The sequence below is a fragment of the Hyphomicrobiales bacterium genome, from assembly GCA_002869065.1.
GTDB lineage: Bacteria > Pseudomonadota > Alphaproteobacteria > Rhizobiales > Rhodobiaceae > Rhodobium.
The window spans coordinates 16836-35436 of record PKTR01000004.1; the positions used below are offsets into that span (position 1 = coordinate 16836).

Here is an 18601-nt window from a genome sequence, read left to right on the forward strand (position 1 = left end):
CTACGATCAATGGCTCGCCAGCCTCATGCGCATGGACGACACCGTCTGGGAGCGCCATGCGAGCGGCTGGAGCGTCTGGTCGCGCTTCTTCAGCCTGCCGCTGATGCTGGTCGCGATCTGGAGCCATGTCTGGATCGGCACCCTCGCCGCCACCATTCTCGTCGCAATCGTCCTTGTGTGGACATGGCTCAATCCGCGCCTGTTCAATGCGCCGGGCCGCACCGACGCCTGGCATGCCCGCGCCACCTTCGGCGAACGGGTCTGGCTGAACCGCAATCGCGTGCCGATCCCGCGCCATCACGCGCTGATGGCCCATCTCCTCGCCCTCGTCACCGGCATCGGCGCCGTCATCGCGCTGTGGTCGGCCTTCGTCACCGCCTTCTGGCCGATGATGTTCGGCACCGCCGTCCTCATCCTCGCCAAGCTGTGGTTTCTCGACCGCATGGTCTGGCTCTATGAGGACATGAAGCTGCGCGACCCGGTCTACCGCTCATGGACGCGAACGGCGGGCAACGACAACGGCTCCCGCGCGGCGACGCGCCCGCGAAAGCGCGAACGGCGATAACCCGGCATGACCGGACTGCCGATACCCGACCTGCTCGCTGCCGTTCTGTTCAGCCTGTTCGCCGGAATGATGATCCCGCTCGGCGGCATACTCGCGCTGATCGAGCGCCTGCGCCCGACCTGGCTCGAAACCGAATTCCGCCACAGCGTCATGGCCTTCGGCGGCGGCGTGCTGATCGCAGCGGTGTCCCTGGTCCTGATCCCGGAGGGAATGAAGCATCTGTCGGCCGGCGTCGCGCTTGGCGCCTTCGTTGCCGGAGGATTGGCGTTTGCCTACTTCGAAAAAGCCTCGAATGCCGGAGACAAAGCCCAGTTCTGGGCCATGTTGACGGATTTCGTACCGGAAGCGCTGGCGCTCGGCGCAATGCTGGCCGCGGGCGCACCCGAAGCCGGCCTGCTCGCGCTGTTGATCGGCTTGCAGAATCTGCCCGAGGGCTTCAACGCCTTTCGCGAACTCGCCGCCCGCAAAGGCAGGAAAACCCGCCACAGGACGCTGTTCCACTTCGTCCTGCTCGGCTTGCTCGGCCCCGTCGCCGGCGCGACCGGCTATCTCCTGCTCGGCGATTTCCCGGAAGGCACCGCCGTCATCATGATGGTGGCCGCAGGCGGCATCCTGTTTCTGATGTTCCAGGATATCGCGCCCAAGGCCCATCTCGCCAACCGCACGGCGCCGTCCATTGCCGCCGTTGCCGGTTTCGCTTTCGGCCTGCTCGGCCAGATGCTGCTTGGCTAGAAGTCGAGAGAGACCGTGTCACCGCCGCTTGCGCGGCACGCTCGGCGCAAGGAAGCCCAGAATTGCGGCATTCATCACCAGCAGGGCAACGTTGCCGAATTCGGCCTGCGGGAACCCTGAGAACAGGATCAGGAAGGCGAATGTTGCGGCAAGAAGCAGCGACCAAACCACGAAGACCACCAGAAATCCGTAGGCCTCGCGCGGCCGGTAGGCGAGCCAGAAAAGGCAGCCGACCGGCAGCAACCCCATGGTCCCGATCAACCGCACGAAGGCAAGATCGTAACTCTCGAACCCCATCAGGTCGTGATACCAGTCCGGGAAGAACCAGTGCGATAGCGGCCACCAGAAGAGCGTGAAAAGCCCAAGGCCGGCCGCATAGAGGCGCAGAATCGCAAGCTTCGAAAGTGTCATGCCGGATCGTTCCGTTGTTTGCGGCCGCTGGCAACGCGTTGAAGCGCATCCGGTTTTTTTTCAAACCCGCAACGCGCTTCAGCCTTCGGTCATTCGCGTATTCTTGTCCAAAAAGTCTGCCGACTTTTTGGGAAAGCGCTTTACGGGAACATCGGCAGCTGGGTCAGCCCCGTCGTTTCCTCGAGCCCGAACATGACGTTCATGTTCTGCAGCGCCTGGCCGGCCGATCCCTTGACCAGATTGTCGAGCGTGCCGATGACGATCGCACGCCCCGGCATGCGGTCGGCAAAGACGCCGATCGACACGTAGTTCGAACCGCGCACCGCCTGCGTCGCCGGCATCTGCCCCTCCGGCAGAACGCGCACGAACGGCTCGGCATCGTAGCGCGCCGAAAGCGTCGCCCGAAGATCGTCCGGCGACGCGCCATTGGCGAGCCTGACGTAGCAGGTCACCAGCTCGCCGCGGCTCATCGGCACCAGATGCGGGGTGAAGTTGACGATGATATCGCCCCGGCCGGCAGCCACGCCGATTTCCTGTTCGATTTCCGGCGCATGCCGGTGCTTGGCGACCGAATAGGGTGACATCCCCTCGCCCGCCTCACAAAACAGCGTGTTCTGCTTCAGGCCGCGCCCGGCGCCGGAAACGCCCGACTTCGCATCGATGATGAGATCGCCGGCATCGACCTGGCCCGCGCCGACAATCGGCAACAGCGCGGTCAGCACCGCCGTCGGGTAGCAGCCCGGGCACGCAACCAGCCGCGCGCCGGCAATCGCGTCGCGGTAGTGCTCTGTGAGCCCGTAGACCGCCTCGCCCTGCAGACCGAGCGCCTGATGCGCATGACCGTACCATTCGGCATAGGTATCGGCATTGCGCAGCCGGAAGTCGGCCGACATGTCGATGATCTTGACCTTCGGATGCTCCTCGAAGATCCGCTTGGTGATCTCCTGCGTGGTGCCGTGCGGCAGGCCGCAGAACACCGCATCGATGGCATCCCAGTCGGTCTGCTCCCAGGTCACGAGGTCAGGCAGATCGAGCATGCCGAGATGCGGAAAGACGTCCGCCATCGGCTTGCCGGCGTGGGAATTCGCCGTCAGCGCAACGATCTCGACCTCGGGATGTCGGGCGGCAAGGCGCACCAGATCGGCGCCCGTATAACCGGACGCACCCAAAACACCGATCCGAATCTTGTCCGCCATGATTGCCTCCATAGGGCTCGACCTCTTCGGCGAGCGATGTAGAGCAAATCAGCGGCGGGCGCAATTCATGCCGTGTGGGCGGCTGCCTGCCGGCGGCGCTCAGCGCCGCCTTTCGGCGAGCAATCCGAGATAGGTCTGCGCCACGGAAGCGCCGGCAATCGAGGTGATGTCGGCGTGATCATAGGCCGGCGCGACCTCGGTAACGTCGCCGCCGACGAAATCGATCGAGGTCAGCCCGCGCAGAATGGCGAGCGCCTCGCGCGTCGTCAGACCGCCCGCGACCGGCGTCCCCGTCCCCGGCGCATAGGCCGGATCGAGACAGTCGATGTCGAAGGTCATGTAGGCCTGCCGGTCGCCGATGCGCGCCTTGATCCGCTCCGTAACAGCGGCGACGCCCAGTTCCTCGACCTGCCAGCCATAGATGATCTCAAGCCCGAAATCGGCCGGCGCGTGGGTGCGGATGCCGACCTGGATGACGTGCTCGGGATCGATGATGCCGGCCTTCACCGCGCGCCCGATCATCGTGCCGTGGTCGAGCCGTTCGCCGTCGTCGTCCCAGGTGTCCTGATGGGCGTCGAAATGAACGAGCGCCAGCGGCCCGTGTTTCTCCGCATGCGCCTTCAGCAACGGCCAGGTGACGAAATGGTCGCCGCCCATGGAGAACAGATGCACGCCCGCGTCGAGGATCTCCTTCGCCTGCGCCTCGATGCAGCCGGGAATCTCCGCATGCCGGCCATAGTCGAAAACGCAATCTCCATAGTCGATGACGGCCAGATCCTCGAAAATGTCGAAGCCGAACGGATATTGCGGATCGCCGTCCATGATCGCCGAAGCCCGGCGAATGCCCTGCGGGCCGAACCGCGCACCGGGACGGTTGGAAACGGCGGCATCGAAGGGAATGCCCCACACGGCCACGTCGACGCCTTCCAGGTCGCGGGTGTAGCGGCGGCGCATGAAGGAGAGCGCGCCGCCATAGGTCGGCTCATGGCTGCCACCCTTCAGGCTCTTGCCGAGGAATGCGTTGTCGGTCGGACGGGGATGAGTCTTGTCGTGCATGAAAACCCCACACGGAAAGGGCGGTCATGATGTCGTCGCGGACCGGCCGAACGCGGATCGCCCACGAATGCCCGAAAGGCGCGCCAAAGCCAAGGCTTGGTCGGGAGTTTTTTGTGACTGAGGAAAGGATGGCGGGAAATGCCGACGCAACCGCCATCGACAGGTCAATCAGAACAGGAAGTCGCCGGCGTCGAGACCGGACGCGTGGTTCACCAGAACGATGCTGTTGCCGGTGCCGTCGATGTCGATCGTCGTATTGCCGCCCGAAACCGAGATCGACAGATCGCGGAAACGAATTCCGTAGGCGCTGAGGTCGATCTTGTCGTTGCCGGTGCCGAAATCGCCAATCCTGTCGTCGCCGCTGTTGGTGCCGAATACGAAGATGTCGTTGCCCTTCCCGCCCCACAGCAGGTCGTTGTGAGCGCCGCCGTTGATCGTGTCGTCGCCAAGTCCGCCGAGCAGGGTATCGCGTCCGCCCACCCCGAAGAGCAGGTCATCCTGGCTGCCGCCGTTGACCCGGTCCGAGCCGTTTTCCCCCGACAGGAAATCATTGCCGGCTCCGCCGCGTAGCGTGTCGTTGTCATCTCCCCCGCGCAGGCTGTCGCGGCCGGTCAACCCGTCGAGCACGTCATCGGCCCGGCCACCAAGAAGCGTGTCGTTGCCGCCACCGCCGCTCAGCGTGTCCGTGCCGAGATTTCCGACCAGCCGGTCGTTGCCCACGCCGCCATACAGGTCGTCCTTGCCGACCGCGCCACGCAGGGTGTCGTTGCCGAGACTGCCGAGCAGCCGGTCATCGCCGATCTTGCCATCGATCCGGTCGTCGCCACCGCGCCCGCCGATCGTGTCGTCGCCGTCCATACCCCACAGCCGATTGGCGCGTCCATTGCCGAGAATTCGGTCGGAATGCTCGCCGCCGATCGCGTTTTCGATCACGGTACCGTCGGCAATGCGAAAACTCGTGTTGTCGATGGAGCCCGTAGCCCCCGGAGCAAGATCGATGGTGGCTTTGGAATTGACCGCCGCCACATTGATCGTATCGACGCCGCCATCGGTGTCACGGATCGTCGAACGCCCGCTCTCGCCCGCATAGAGGCTGTATTCGTCGGTGTAGATGTAAAGGTCGTTCCTGGTGGAGCCGCTGCCATAGGCTGTCAGTTTGGCATCGTTCACCGCGCCTGAATCGGCCGCGTAGGTGTCGACGATGTTGACCGTCCAGGTACCCTTGCTGTCCTCGCCGCGAAAGGCGTTGCTCGAATAGATCCAGCCGCTCAGATCGGTACTGCCGCCCGCTCCCCAGACGAGCCGGCTCGTCGTCCCGCTCGGCGAGGTCAGTTCGATGATCAGATCGCCGGCATAGGTATGGTCGATATCCAGATCGAGCGCGATCGACTCGATCGCGACATTCTTGTCGAGCGTGATCGAAAACGTCACGCCACGCGGATTGGCATCGGGGATCGCGTGATAGCCGCTGTTTGTCCCGGTCGCCTTCGCCTCGTTGCTCGACGTCGACTGCAGGGTCCAGCTCTCTGCCAGGCGCACGGCTGCACGCGCGTCGACCAGGCCGAAGCCGTAGTCATTGCTGAAATGCATGCCGCCGCCATTCCAGCTGTCGGCCCCGTTCATCGCCCAGCGGTCGCTTTCGTAGCCTTCCGGCGTCGCCCCGACAGCGCTCCCGGTATGGCGCGCGCTCGCGGCCAGAATTGCCTGCACGTCGCGCCAGCCGAGATCGGGATTGGCCTCCAGGATCAACGCAACGACGCCGGTGATCATCGGTGTCGCGGCCGACGTGCCGGCAAACCCGCTGGTGTAGTCGGTCGAGGAATACCCGGCCGAGCCGATGAAATCGGTCGTCGTCACCTGTCCGATATCGACCGGCGCCGAGATCAGCACGCTCGCGCCCGGCGTGCTGTAGAACGTGATGTCCCCATCACGCTCCGTCGCGGCCACGCCGATCGTGTAGCGGCTGTTGATGAAACCCGAAGTGTTGGCATCGTCGCCGCTCTCGCGGCCGTTCCCGGCAGCGACCACCATGACGGTGCCGAGCCCGTCGCGGCCATTGTTGGCGCTGTAGCTGATGCCGGAGAAAAAGTTCTGCCAATAGGGATTGGTGACATCGTCGGCATAGGCCGAGACGAAGCCCCAGCTGTGGTTGGTGACGTCGAACCGCGCCTGCGTACGCATCGCGGCTTCGAAATCCGCATCGTTCAGACCGAAGATGTTGACCCCGGCAATCCGCGCGTCATAGGCGACGCCGACCGTTCCGGTGCCATTGCGAACCGAGGCAATGATGCCGGCGACCGAGGTACCGTGCGGCGAGTCCCGGTTGGTGTTGGGCATCGGATCGTGAACCGAGCCGGACAACGTCACGTGAAGGCTGCTGTCGTAATTCGCGGCAAGATCGGAGTGGGTATACTGCACGCCGCTGTCGTAGATGCCGACCTTGACGCCTTCGCCGGTATATTCATCCCAGATCGCACGGACATTGAGGTCGACACGCGGCGTATCGACCTGATTGACGATGTACCACTGATCGTCGAACAGATTATCCGTCGGCAACCCCATCGTTTCGATCCGGGTGCCAAGTTTGGTCGCGGTCTCGGACTTGGTCAGGCTCATCTCGCAGCTTCCGCATAGTGCCGGCGAATCACGTTCATTGTGAATTACGCCAAAGAATTATGTCGAAAACATCGCCACCATGGCCAGTCTAACGGGCTCCCCTTGCCGACTCGTTAGGATGGTGCACGCAATTTGAACTCTTTTTGCTTCCTCCCGAGAAGCAGAATGATACCGACCCCCAAAACAAAAAGGCGGCCCGTTGCCGGACCGCCTTTCCGAAATCGTACTGGCGAAACGCCTTAGCGCTTCGAGAACTGGAAGCTGCGGCGAGCCTTGGCGCGACCGTACTTCTTACGTTCGACGACACGCGAGTCGCGGGTCAGGAAGCCGCCGCGCTTGAGAACGCCGCGCAGATCCGGCTCGTAATAGGTCAGAGCCTTGGAAATGCCGTGGCGCAGCGCACCGGCCTGGCCCGACAGACCGCCACCGGCGACGGTGGCTTCGATGTCGTACTGGCCATCGCGGTTGGCCGCGACGATCGGCTGCTGAAGGATCATCTGCAACACCGGACGACCGAAATACTCGGTGAAGTCCTTCTTGTTGACGATGATGCGGCCCGTGCCCGGCTTCAGCCAGACGCGCGAGACGGCGTCCTTACGCTTGCCGGTGGCATAGGCGCGACCCTGGGCGTCGAGCTTCTGGACATGAACCGGTGCTTCCGGCTCGGACGGCGCCGCTTCCGTACCCATCGCAGCGCCGAGATCTTCGAGAGTCTGGATCTCATCGGCCATGGTCAGGCCCTCCTAGCATTCTTCGGATTGAGAGCGGCGACATCGACCGCCACCGGCTGCTGCGCTTCATGCGGATGCTCGCCACCGGCGTAGACACGCAGGTTCTTGAGCTGAGCGCGGGTCAGCGGACCGCCCGGCATCATGCGCTGCACGGCCTTTTCCAGCACACGCTCGGGGAACCGGCCTTCAAGGATTTCGCGCGCGGTGCGCTCCTTGATGCCGCCCGGGTGACCGGTGTGCCAGTAATACTTCTTGTCGCTGTACTTGCGGCCCGTGAGGACCACCTTGTCAGCGTTGATGACGATGACGTTGTCGCCAAGGTCCATGTGGGGCGTGAAGGTCGGGAGGTGCTTGCCGCGCAGTCGCATAGCGATGAAGGCGGCGAGGCGACCGACGACCAGCCCTTCGGCATCGATCAAGATCCATTTCTTGTCGATATCAGCCGCTTTGGCCGAATAGGTCTTCATTGTGCGTCTCTTGAACCGTTGTCGTGGTTGAAACTGTGACTGGCGTTTCGCGGGTTTCGTTCGGAAAAACCGGCCGAGGCCCGCAATGAACGCCGACGGCGACACATCGGCCGCCGCAATCGTCGCTGATCTAAGCCATGCCTCCGCTCACGTCAAGCGCAAAATTCGAAAAACATCGTTATAAAACAGCGCTTTGCAATTGCGGTAATATAATACCTAAGTTGTCGGACGCGGCGGAATCGAATAGGTCGCCGTCGCATGTGCCACCAGTGTGTCGGACGCAACCGAGTGCAGCCGCGACTCCGTCACCGCCAAGCGCTTGCCGAGCTTCAACAATCGGCAATCGGCGACGATGTCGCCCGGCTCCGGCTTGTTGAGGAAGTTGATGTTGAGATTGGTGGTGACCGCCAGCGCCACCGGCCCGATATGGGCGAGGATCACCGCATAGGCCGCGAGATCGGCGAGCGCCATCATCGACGGGCCGGACACCGTGCCGCCCGGCCGCAAATGGCGGTCGGAGGCGTGCAGACGCACACTCGCGGTCCCCTCGCCGATCGCCTCGATGAAGTAGCACTGGCCACCGTCGTGGATCTGCGGGAACTCCTTGTCGAGCATCGCGATCACATCGCCCGCCGTCATCACCGGTTTCAGGTTCACGCGTTCCCCTCCTCTTTTCGCTTTGCCGTGACGGACACCCGTACTGTCCGACGCAGCCCTTTTCCGACCTCTACGATTGTTCCGCGCCATTGACAATCGACGCCGTAACGGAAGGCGACTATGGTGTCGGCAACAAACATTCGGGGAAACGAAACAAGGAGGCGAAAGCCGATGAGCACCGCAGCCGACGCCGCGACCACGCCCGCAGCCGCGAATGACGAACCGCTCGTCCTGCGCGAGGACGACGACGGCGTCACGATCCTGACCCTCAACCGCCCGCGCGCGCTGAACGCCCTGTCGCTGCCGCTGCTGCATGCCCTGCGCGAGGCGCTCGACGATATCCGCGAGGACAAGTCGGTACGCGCGGTGATCCTGCGCGGCGCCGGGCGCGGCTTCTGCGCCGGCCACGATCTGAAGGAAATCACCTCCCATCGCGACGATCCCGATGGCGGCCGCGCCTTCTTCGAGACGCTGTTCGCAAGCTGCACCGACACCATGATGGCGATCCGCAACCTGCCCGTCGTCGTCATCGCCGAGGTTCAGGGGATAGCGACAGCCGCCGGCTGCCAGTTGCTGTCGACCTGCGACATGGCTGTTGCCTCCACGGAATCGAAGTTCGGCGTCAATGGCGTCGATGCCGGCCTGTTCTGCTCGACCCCGATGGTGGCCCTGTCGCGCAATGTACCGCGCAAGGTCGCCATGCAGATGCTCACGCTTGGCCACATGATCGGCCCCGACGACGCCCGCACCTATGGCCTGGTCAACGAGGTCGTTGCACCCGACGAGCTTGCCGATACGGCGATGGCGATGGCCCGCCGCGCGGCGCAGAAATCGCGCGCCGTCGTCGCTCTCGGCAAGGAAGCTTTCTACCGCCAGGTCGAGCTCGGTGTCGAAGACGCCTATTCGCTAATGGGCCGGGTGATCGTCGACAACCTCATGATGCGCGACGCCGAGATCGGCATCGCCTGCTTCATCGGCAAGGAAAAGCCGGAGTGGGAAGACCGGTAGCGCGCCCGCATGGAGTTCATCGACAATCTCGACCACACGCATCTAATCATCGGCGCCATCGCCTTTGCGCTCGGCTACGCCGTGGCGTTTTTGCGCGGCGACGGTCCCAAGCGGCCGGAACGCCGGATGCCGACAGCCTCCGATGCTTTGGCGCGAACGCATCATGATGTCCGTCAGCCGCCCGTCCCGGCGCGCTCCGCAACACGCGAACCGCAGAACCGCACCGCCGCGCCCGCGCGCCCGACATCCCGGAACTGGTTCGCGATCGTCTTCCTGCTGGTGTGGCTGGTGGGCTGGACTTTCGGCATCTTCATGGCCGCAACCGAAATGCTGCCACCCATATCGGGCGGCAGCCTCGGTTTCGACAATCTGTTCGTCATGGTCTGGCTTGCTCTCGCCGTTGCCGGCTGGTTCCTCGTCGTCCGCGTGCTGATCAAGCTGTTGCGCGGCGAACCGCTGAAGAGCGAACGCGATTCCTGACTTTCCTGCACAACGACAAAACCTGAGAAAACACCCGATGGATCACGACAATTACAGCGACGCCTATATTCGCGGCATCCTCGACGAGGTGAAGACCATCGCCATGGTCGGCGCCAGCGCCAACGAGACCCGGCCGAGCTATTTCGTGCTGAAATACATGATCGCCAAAGGCTACCGCGTCTATCCGATCAATCCCGGCCAGGCCGGCAAGGAAATCCTCGGCACGAAATTTTATTCGTCCTTTGCCGAGGTCACGGAAGCCATCGACATGGTCGACATCTTCCGCAACTCCGAAGCCGCCGGCCACGTTGTCGACGAGGCGCTCAAGCTCTCGCCGGTGCCGAAAGTGATGTGGATGCAGCTCACCGTGCGCAATGACGAGGCCGCCGCCCGCGCCGAGGCCGCCGGTGTCAAGATGGTGATGAACCGCTGTCCGAAAATCGAATATGGCCGCCTGTCGGGAGAAATCGCCTGGGCGGGCGTAAATTCGAAAACCATTTCCTCGAAACGGCCAAAGCTGGAAGACGGTTTCCAGCATCTGGGTCTTCGCGAAAATAGGAAAAAAGACAACTGATCGCAAAGACTTGTATTAGCCGCCGATAATTTGACGAATGCCAATTCCTGCGCCATGAAAGGCGCCAACAGAGCGGGACGACTGCACGTCTCGACGACGGGGGAACGAAAAAATGACCACTGACCGCGTACCTGATTTCGCAACGCTCGCCATCCATGCCGGCGCCCAGCCGGACCCGGCGACGGGCGCGCGCGCAACGCCGATCTACCAGACCACGTCCTTCGTGTTCGACGATGTCGACCACGCCGCCTCGCTGTTCGGCCTGCAGGCCTTCGGCAACATCTACACCCGCATCACCAACCCGACGACGGCGGTGCTGGAGGAGCGCGTCGCGGCGCTCGAAGGCGGCACGGCCTCGCTCGCGGTCGCCTCGGGCCACGCAGCCCAGATGCTGATCTTCCACACGATCATGCAGCCGGGCGACGAGTTCATCGCCTCCAACAAGCTCTATGGCGGCTCGATCAACCAGTTCAACCACTCGTTCAAGAGCTTCGGCTGGAACGTGAAATGGGCCGATCCGTCGGATCTGGCGACCTTCGAGGCCGCGGTCAGCGACAAGACCAAGGCGATCTTCATCGAAAGCCTCGCCAATCCGGGCGGCGTCGTCACTGACATCGCCGCGATTGCCGAAATCGCCCGCAAGGCCAATGTGCCACTCATCGTCGATAACACCATGGCAACGCCGTATCTGTGCCGCCCGTTCGAGCATGGCGCAGACATCGTCGTCCATTCGGCCACCAAATTCCTCGGCGGCCATGGCAATTCCATGGGTGGCGTGCTGGTCGATGGCGGTTCGTTCGACTGGTCGGCCGACGACCGCTATCCGATGCTGTCGAAGCCGCGCCCGGAATATGCCGGCATGGTGCTGCACGAGACCTTCGGCAACTTCGCCTTCGCAATCGCCGCCCGCGTGCTCGGCCTGCGCGATCTCGGCCCCGCGATCTCGCCGTTCAACGCCTTCCAGATCCTGACCGGCATCGAGACCCTGCCGCTGCGCATGCAGCGCCATTGCGAAAATGCCCAGAAGGTCGCCGAATGGCTGTCGAACCACGACGCGGTTGCCTGGGTCTCCTATGCCGGCCTCGAAGGCGACAAGCACCACGCGCTGCAGCAGCGCTATATGCCGAAGGGTGCCGGCTCGGTTTTCACCTTCGGCCTCAAGGGCGGCTATGACGCCGGCGTTTCGCTGGTCTCAAACGTCGAGCTGTTCTCGCATGTGGCCAATCTCGGCGACACGCGCAGCCTGGTCATCCACCCGGCCTCGACCACCCATCGCCAGCTTTCCGACGAGCAGAAGGTCGCCGCCGGCGCAGGGCCCGATGTGGTGCGCGTGTCGATCGGTATCGAAAGCGCCGACGACATCATCGCCGACCTCGAACAGGCTCTGAGCGCCTAGACGCAATCGACGCAATTGCTCGATGTGCACATCATCGGCGACCCGGGACCAGGCAAGGAGCGTCCCGGGTCGCCGTCGTTTTTGAAAGACGTATCGCGGGGAGCCGACGATGAAGCGCGCGCAATCGGCAATCGAGCAATCGGGCGCGCTCGTCGAGTCACTCGAGCTTGAACCGTACGACTCCGGCCCGCTCGATGGCCTGACATTCACGGTCAAGGACAACATCGACATCGCCGGGAGGAAAACCTCCTACGGCAGCCCCGCCTGGCGGGATCGGCACCCACCGGCATTTCGCAACGCCCTCTGCGTGGAGCAGGTGCTGGCCGCCGGTGCAGCTTGCGTCGGCAAGGCAATCGCCGACGAGTTCACCTACAGCCTCGATGGCGAAAACCCGTTTTTTGGAACTCCCCTGAATCCTCGGACACCTGACCGCGTGCCCGGAGGGTCATCGAGCGGCTCGGCTTCCTCCGTCGCCTGCGGCCTCGCTGACTTCTCGCTTGGAACCGATGCGGGCGGCTCGGTGCGCGTGCCTGCAAGCCTTTGCGGCGTCTGGGGCATCCGCCCGTCGCTACACCGGATTTCCGAGGCCGGCGTACTGCCCTTCATGCCGAGCGTCAGCACCGTCGGCGTGCTTGCCCGCTCCCACGGTATCCTCGAGCGGACGACGCGCGTTCTGCTGCGAAGCGGCCCCCGGGCGCCTGCCGAGGTGAAGCGCATCTTCGTATTGAACGACGCCTTCCGTCTCGCTACGCCTGAAATCGCTGCAGCCGCCCGCGAAGCCCTCGACTCAATCGCGAGCCGGTCGGGCGTCACGCTCGAAACGGTTGATTTCGCCGACATCGTCGGCCGCGAGATGGACCTTGTTGCCTGCAACAAGGATGCGCTGCGAAACGTTCAAACGGCAGAGTTTCAAAACACGGTCGGCAACTGGATCGAGAACCAGAAACCCGAACTCGGCTTTGCTTTCTCGATGGCCTACAAAAGCGTCAGGGCATTCGAGCGTACAAGCGCAATCGAAAGCTTGGAGCTGTGCGAACGCCTGTTCGAAAGCATCCGCGCATTCCTAGAACCCGGCAGCGTCATCGGTTTCCCGACCACGCCGCGGATCGCCCCCCTCAAGGGGACGTTGACCTCGCTGGAAGCGGTCGCCGACTTCTACGATCCGACAATGGCTGTCACATCTTTTTCAGGCGTTGGCCGCCTGCCGGAAATAACCGCCCCGCTTCTTGCCGTCGCCGACTGCCGTGCCGGGCTTTCCTTTGTCGCCGGCCCCTATCAGGACGAGTTCCTCATGACAGCGGTAGGCCGTCTTCTGGACGCCTGACGCGGCACGACCGAAGGCTTATTCGGCGGGCGCCAGCACCTCGTCGGCAAGCCGGAAGCCCTCTTCGGCAGCAGCAAGATTGACCGCGGCGAACTTCTTCGGCGTGTCGAGGCGGATCGCCTCCATCAGCGATTCCCGCTTGCACAGCCCGGTGATGCCGATCATCGCGCCGAGAGCCACGATATTGGCGACACGGGCGCTGCCGGCCGCAATCGCCCGGTCAGTCAGCGGCAGGCCGATACGGCGATTGCCCTCTTCGGGCGGCGCCGTCACCAGTCGGCTGTCGTAGACGACGACCGCATCCCTGGCGATGAAGCCCTTGGAGCGGTCGGCGCCGACCTGATCGAGCGCGATCAGATAGTTGATACCGGTGACGAGCGGGTAGTCGGGAGTCCCGTCCGAGACGACCAGATCGGAGCGGCAGAAGCCGCCGCGCGAGGTCGGCTCATAGCTCGACGATTGCGCCGCCTGCATGCCTTCAAGGCTGAGCGCGCGGAACATCGTGCGGGTGCCGAGGATGAGCCCCTGGCCACCGGAGCCGGCGAGACGGATTTCCATGCGGTCCATAGCTCAGCCCTTTCCCTGTTCGCGCAGACGCTGCGCCTGTTGGCGATAGAGCGCGCCGTATTCCGGACGCTCGTTGCGGGCGAGAACGCCGGTGCGCATCGCATGCGGACGGAACGGCTGATCGACGACGTTGCCGAAGGATTCCGGTCGCATGTCGCTCTTCTGCGACAGCACCATTTCCGGCGACTCGCCGAGGTCGTTCTTGCGGCCGTAGATCTCCGTGCAGTCGGAAATGATCTCGAGGAACGAGAAGCCGGGATGGGCAAGCCCTTCCTTGATCAGGTTCTTCAACGCCGGCGTCTGCAACGTCACCTCGCGCCCGACCATGCCTGCACCGGCGGCGGACGCCAGTGCACAGGCATCGAACACCGGTTCGATATTGCCGGTCGGCGTCGTCGTCGTCAGCCTCGTCTCCGACGTGGTCGGCGACACCTGGCCGCCGGTCATGCCGTAGACCTCGTTGTTGAGCATCAGGCAGGTGATATCGAGGTTGCGCCGGCAGGCATGGATCAGGTGGTTGCCGCCGATTGCCAGACAGTCGCCGTCACCGGTGATCACCACGACATGGAGGTCGGGCCGAGCGAGCTTCAAACCGGTCGCGAAGGCGAGCGGCCGGCCATGGGTGGTGTGATAGGTGTTCGCATCGATATAGGCGCCGACACGGCCGGAACAGCCGATGCCGGACACGATCGCCAGCTTGTTCTTGTCGATGCCGTTCTCGTGCACGGCCCACAACAGCGCGCGCAGCGCGATACCATGACCGCAACCCGGGCACATGAAGTGCGGCATCAGGTCGACGCGGATGTAGTCCTTGATCTCAAACGGCGGGCGCGGCATCTCAGTCATTGCTCAGGTCCTTCCCGCGAGCGACGATTTCAGCAGGCGTGATCGGTTCACCGTCGATCTTGCCGAGCGACGACACCGGGCACTTCCCGGCGAGCACCCGCTCGACCTCGAGCGAAAGTTGCCCGGCGCTCATTTCCGGCACCAGCACGGCCTTGGCCGACGCCGCCGCGGACCGCAGTGCATCTTCCGGGAACGGCCACATGGTGATCGGGCGGAACAGTCCAGCCTTGATGCCGGCGTCGCGCAGCAACGAAACGGCGCGGCGCGCGGCGCGCGCGCTGATGCCGTAGGACACGACCAGCAGGTCGGCATCCTCGGTCTGCAGCGCCTCGAACTTCTCGATCTCGGCACGATGCCGCTCGGTCTTGTTGAGGATGCGATCCATCATCGCCGTGACGGCCGCCGGGTCCTGCGTCGGGAAACCGGCTTCTCCGTGGGTCAGACCGGTGGTGTGGGTGCGAAGCCCCTCGCCCGGCCGCACCATCGGCGGCACGTCGTCGCCATCGAGCGCATAAGGTTTGAAGCCTTCGTCCGACGGATCGGCCCATTTTCGTTCGACCAGCGTTTCCGGCTGGCGCAGCTCGATCGGCTCGAGCAGCTGCGCGATCACCTGATCGTAGAGCACGACCACCGGCACGCGCAGCTTCTCGCTGAGCTCGAAGGCGCGGATCGTTTCGTCATAGATCTCCTGCACCGATTCCGGCGTAATGACGATGATCGGATGGTCGCCATGGGTGCCCCAGCGCGCCTGCATCAGGTCGCCCTGCGCCGGCCGCGTCGGCATACCGGTCGACGGCCCGCCGCGCATCACGTTGATGATCACGCACGGCACTTCCGTCATCGCCGCGTAGCCTATGTTTTCCTGCTTCAGCGAGAAGCCGGGACCGCTGGTCGCCGTCATCACCTTGGCGCCGCCCAGCGACGCACCGACGATGGCGCCCATCGAGGCGATCTCGTCTTCCATCTGGATGAAGGTACCGCCGACCCTGGGTAGCTCGCGCGACATGCGCTCTGCCACTTCCGAGGACGGGGTAATGGGATAGCCGGCGAAAAACCGGCAGCCGGCGGCAATCGCCGCCATGGCGCAGGCATGGTTGCCCGCAAGCGGAGCAGTCGTCGTCATTCCGCCGCCTCCAGAACTGTCATCCGGTCGACAGAGATGGCGAAATCCGGACAGAGCCACTCACATACCCGACAGCCCGTGCAGGCCTCGGGGTCTTTCAGATAGGCGATGTTCTGCGCATTGAGCGCCAGGCACCGCTCCGGGCAGAGCTTGACGCAGATATCGCAGCTCTTGCACCAGTCTTCGTTGATCGTCAGACGCACCGCCGTATCGGCCGGCACGACCACTTCGGGCTTCTCGTAGGCCACGCCCTCAACGCTGTGATGCGGGTCGAGACGCGCGTTCTCGATCCATGAACGACCATCGAGGAAGGCCTGCCGGTTGATCTCTTCGGAACCCTTCGGCACCGAGGCCTCGATCACCCTGAGCCAGTCTTCGACCGGGAAGTCGAGCGTCGCCGACAGCGTACCGAGCAGCACCGTGTTGGCCGCGCGCTCATTGCCGAGCGTCTGCGCCATGCGGCTCGCGTCGAGCGCATAGCCGTCGGCCACCCGGTCGACGATCTCCGCCGGCGTTTCCTGCGCATAGGCCAGGCTCGCGCCGAATTTGCGGTTGCGGCAGGCGAAAGGCGGAACGATCCGCTTTGTGTCGCAGATGAAAGTACCGGTATCGGGTTTCAGATGATCGAGCCAGCGCAGGCCTTCCGCCCATTCGAGCGCGATCAGCACGTCCGCCTCGCCCTTCGGAATGGTCGGCGACCAGACCTCGGAGCCGAAGCGCACATGGCTGAAGACGATACCGCCGCGCTTGGCCATGCCATGCACTTCGGACTGCTTCACCTGATAGCCCTGGAGCTGGCAAATCGTCGCCAGCACCTTCGAGATCATGATGACGCCCTGACCGCCAACACCGACGATCAGGACGTTGCGGGTCGCCTGCGTTGCCGGCATCGCCGTTTCCATCGCCACTGCCGTCATGACAGCACCGGACGGATCGCGTCGGACGGGCAAAGCTGGGCACACAGCGAACAGCCGATGCACGACGTGGTGTCGATCTGCACCTTGTGATGGCCCTCGTAGTAGGTGTCGGACCAGGTGATCGAGGGACAACCGAGATTCATGCACGACTGGCAGGCCACGCAGTTCTCTTCCTTCACTTCGAGCGGCGTTCCCTTGATCTTGACCGGATCGAGCACACAGGGCCGCTCGACGATCACCACCGAAACGCCCTTGCGCTCCACGGCCTCACGCATCGCCTTGTAGAGACCCGCGACCTCATAGGGATCGACACGACGGATATCGGTGACGCCAACGGCGCGACAGATGTCCTCGTAAACCACCTTGTGAGTCTCGTCACCGCGCAACGTGCGGCCGGTTCCCGGATGATCCTGACCACCGGTCATCGCGGTGATGCGGTTGTCGAGAATGACCACCGTGATGTCGGCGTTGTTGTAGACCGCGTCAATCAACGGCGGAATGCCCGAATGCAGGAAGGTCGAGTCGCCGATAGTGGCGACGATCGGCTTGTCGCTGGTCTTGGCGAGCGCCATACCGACCGCATTGGCGATCGAGGCACCCATGCACACCGTCGTGTCGATGGAGCGCAGCGGTTCGACGGCGGCCAGCGTATAGCAGCCGATATCGCCGGCGACCTGCGCGTCGACCGCACGCAACGCCATGTAGCTGGCCGTGTGCGGACAACCCGAGCACAGCACCGGCGGGCGTGCCACCGGGCGGATATCGAGCGTTTCGACACTACGGGGCGCTTCGACGATGCCGGCTTCGGCAAGGCCGGCGCGAACCAGTTCCGACGACAGCTCGCCGACGCGCGAGAAGAAGCGCTTGCCTTCCGCGGCGACCCCGAGCGCCTTGACGGAGTTCTCGATCACCGGCTCCAGTTCCTCGACGACGATGACGCGGTCGACACTCGCCGCGAAGTCGCGGATCGTGTTGGCCGGCAGCGGGTAGGAGCCGGCAAGCTTCAGGATGCTGAAGCCCGATGCCACTTCCTTCACATACGGATAGACCGTACCGTGAGTGATGATGCCGACGCGGGTATCGCCCTTCTCCCAACGGGTCAGCGGCGAGGTCTCGAAATAGGCTGAAAGCTTCGCCTCACGCTCGATGACGAGCGGATGGCGTGCGCGGGCGACGGACGGAATGGAAACCGTCTTTTCGGGATCGCCGCCGAAGCCACGCGATTCCGGCTCCGCGCGGTCGCCGACCAGCACCGTGCTGCGCGTGTGCGACAGGCGCGTCGTCGAGCGCACGATCACCGGTGTGTCGAAACCCTCGCTCAGGTCGAAGGCAAGGCGGGTGAACTCAAGCGCTTCCTGCGCATCGGACGGCTCCAGCACCGGGACGTTGGCGAACTGCGCCATCAGTCGCGTGTCCTGCTCGTTCTGCGAGGAATGGATGCCCGGATCGTCGCAAACCGCCAACACGAGGCCGGCATGCACGCCGATATAGGTCTGCGACATCAGAGAGTCCGACGCCACATTGAGCCCGACATGCTTCATCGCCGCAAAGGCACGCACGCCCGACAGCGCCGCGCCGATCGCCACATCCAGCGAGACCTTCTCGTTGGTCGCCCACTGCGCCGCGATGTCCTCTTTCGGATATTTCGCGATGTTCTCGAGGATTTCCGTCGACGGCGTTCCCGGATAGGCCGCGGCGACACGCACACCGGCCTCCCACACGCCTCGGGCGATCGCCTCGTTGCCGGTCAATGGCCGGGCGAGCACCTCCGCCCGTTCCGCAGTGGCTGCTTGCGCCATCGTTGTTCCCTCCCAGGGTCCCGCTTGCTGCGTTCCCGTCACCATTATGTAACAGGATATCGATTTTTTCCGAGTAAGCGGTAACATAACGCGTGCGTAAATACGGGATTATCCCTAGGGTTTTTATTCATTAATC

19 protein-coding genes are annotated in these 18601 nt (G+C 63.7%); 7 read left to right on the plus strand and 12 right to left on the minus strand.

What is annotated here, in order from left to right:
- Positions 1-25: 25 nt before the first annotated feature.
- A complete protein-coding gene (locus C0606_12630; GenBank protein ID PLX36918.1) occupies positions 26-565 on the plus strand; it encodes a hypothetical protein in 540 nt (179 codons plus the stop codon).
- A gap of 66 nt (positions 566-631) precedes the next feature.
- On the plus strand, positions 632-1297 hold the full coding sequence (locus C0606_12635; protein PLX36919.1) for a divalent cation transporter: 666 nt from the start codon (positions 632-634) through the stop codon (positions 1295-1297).
- A gap of 18 nt (positions 1298-1315) precedes the next feature.
- On the opposite strand, the gene C0606_12640 is transcribed toward C0606_12635, so the two are convergent.
- From C0606_12640 to C0606_12670, 7 genes are all read right to left on the minus strand, one after another.
- Positions 1316-1708: a hypothetical protein gene (locus C0606_12640; GenBank protein ID PLX36669.1), complete on the minus strand. Its 393-nt coding sequence runs from the start codon at positions 1706-1708 to the stop codon at positions 1316-1318.
- A gap of 140 nt (positions 1709-1848) precedes the next feature.
- Positions 1849-2904, minus strand: a complete 1056-nt coding sequence (locus C0606_12645; GenBank protein ID PLX36920.1) for an N-acetyl-gamma-glutamyl-phosphate reductase — start codon at positions 2902-2904, stop codon at positions 1849-1851.
- Positions 2905-3003: 99 nt separating this feature from the next.
- The gene (gene speB, locus C0606_12650) at positions 3004-3960 is read right to left on the minus strand and encodes an agmatinase (GenBank protein ID PLX36670.1); all 957 of its coding nucleotides are present in this window, start codon (positions 3958-3960) and stop codon (positions 3004-3006) included.
- A 168-nt stretch (positions 3961-4128) separates the two neighbouring features.
- Entirely contained in the window at positions 4129-6576 is a 2448-nt protein-coding gene (locus C0606_12655; GenBank protein ID PLX36671.1) for a furin, read from the minus strand.
- Positions 6577-6815: 239 nt separating this feature from the next.
- A complete protein-coding gene (locus C0606_12660) occupies positions 6816-7307 on the minus strand; it encodes a 30S ribosomal protein S9 (protein ID PLX36672.1) in 492 nt (163 codons plus the stop codon).
- Positions 7308-7309: 2 nt separating this feature from the next.
- Positions 7310-7774 carry a 50S ribosomal protein L13 gene (locus tag C0606_12665; GenBank protein PLX36673.1) on the minus strand — a complete coding sequence of 155 codons (465 nt, stop codon included), beginning with the start codon at positions 7772-7774 and terminating at the stop codon, positions 7310-7312.
- 216 nt (positions 7775-7990) lie between these two features.
- The gene (locus C0606_12670) at positions 7991-8521 is read right to left on the minus strand and encodes a thioesterase (GenBank protein PLX36674.1); all 531 of its coding nucleotides are present in this window, start codon (positions 8519-8521) and stop codon (positions 7991-7993) included.
- An 81-nt stretch (positions 8522-8602) separates the two neighbouring features.
- On the opposite strand from C0606_12670, the gene C0606_12675 reads away from it, so the two are divergent.
- The 5 genes from C0606_12675 (at position 8603) to C0606_12695 (ending at position 13213) form a co-directional block, all read left to right on the plus strand.
- Positions 8603-9439: an enoyl-CoA hydratase gene (locus tag C0606_12675; protein ID PLX36675.1), complete on the plus strand. Its 837-nt coding sequence runs from the start codon at positions 8603-8605 to the stop codon at positions 9437-9439.
- 9 nt (positions 9440-9448) lie between these two features.
- On the plus strand, positions 9449-9919 hold the full coding sequence (locus C0606_12680; GenBank protein ID PLX36676.1) for a hypothetical protein: 471 nt from the start codon (positions 9449-9451) through the stop codon (positions 9917-9919).
- A 37-nt stretch (positions 9920-9956) separates the two neighbouring features.
- On the plus strand, positions 9957-10493 hold the full coding sequence (locus C0606_12685; protein ID PLX36677.1) for a CoA-binding protein: 537 nt from the start codon (positions 9957-9959) through the stop codon (positions 10491-10493).
- A 112-nt stretch (positions 10494-10605) separates the two neighbouring features.
- Positions 10606-11889 (plus strand): O-acetylhomoserine aminocarboxypropyltransferase, encoded by a 1284-nt coding sequence (locus C0606_12690; GenBank protein PLX36678.1) that lies wholly within the window; start codon positions 10606-10608, stop codon positions 11887-11889.
- Positions 11890-11998: 109 nt separating this feature from the next.
- On the plus strand, positions 11999-13213 hold the full coding sequence (locus C0606_12695; GenBank protein PLX36679.1) for a glutamyl-tRNA amidotransferase: 1215 nt from the start codon (positions 11999-12001) through the stop codon (positions 13211-13213).
- Between the two features lie 18 nt (positions 13214-13231).
- Here C0606_12695 and C0606_12700 read toward each other — a convergent pair whose 3' ends face one another.
- The 5 genes from C0606_12700 to iorA are packed head-to-tail and all read right to left on the minus strand — an operon-like array spanning position 13232 to position 18465.
- A complete protein-coding gene (locus tag C0606_12700) occupies positions 13232-13780 on the minus strand; it encodes a pyruvate ferredoxin oxidoreductase (GenBank protein PLX36680.1) in 549 nt (182 codons plus the stop codon).
- A gap of 3 nt (positions 13781-13783) precedes the next feature.
- Positions 13784-14617 carry a 2-oxoacid:ferredoxin oxidoreductase subunit beta gene (locus C0606_12705; GenBank protein ID PLX36681.1) on the minus strand — a complete coding sequence of 278 codons (834 nt, stop codon included), beginning with the start codon at positions 14615-14617 and terminating at the stop codon, positions 13784-13786.
- A 1-nt stretch (position 14618) separates the two neighbouring features.
- Positions 14619-15749 carry a 2-oxoglutarate synthase subunit alpha gene (locus C0606_12710; GenBank protein ID PLX36682.1) on the minus strand — a complete coding sequence of 377 codons (1131 nt, stop codon included), beginning with the start codon at positions 15747-15749 and terminating at the stop codon, positions 14619-14621.
- On the minus strand, positions 15746-16666 hold the full coding sequence (locus C0606_12715; GenBank protein ID PLX36683.1) for a pyruvate ferredoxin oxidoreductase: 921 nt from the start codon (positions 16664-16666) through the stop codon (positions 15746-15748). Before C0606_12715 ends, C0606_12710 begins: the two co-directional genes overlap by 4 nt.
- Entirely contained in the window at positions 16663-18465 is a 1803-nt protein-coding gene (gene iorA / locus C0606_12720) for an indolepyruvate ferredoxin oxidoreductase subunit alpha (protein PLX36684.1), read from the minus strand. Before iorA ends, C0606_12715 begins: the two co-directional genes overlap by 4 nt.
- Positions 18466-18601: the final 136 nt, after the last annotated feature.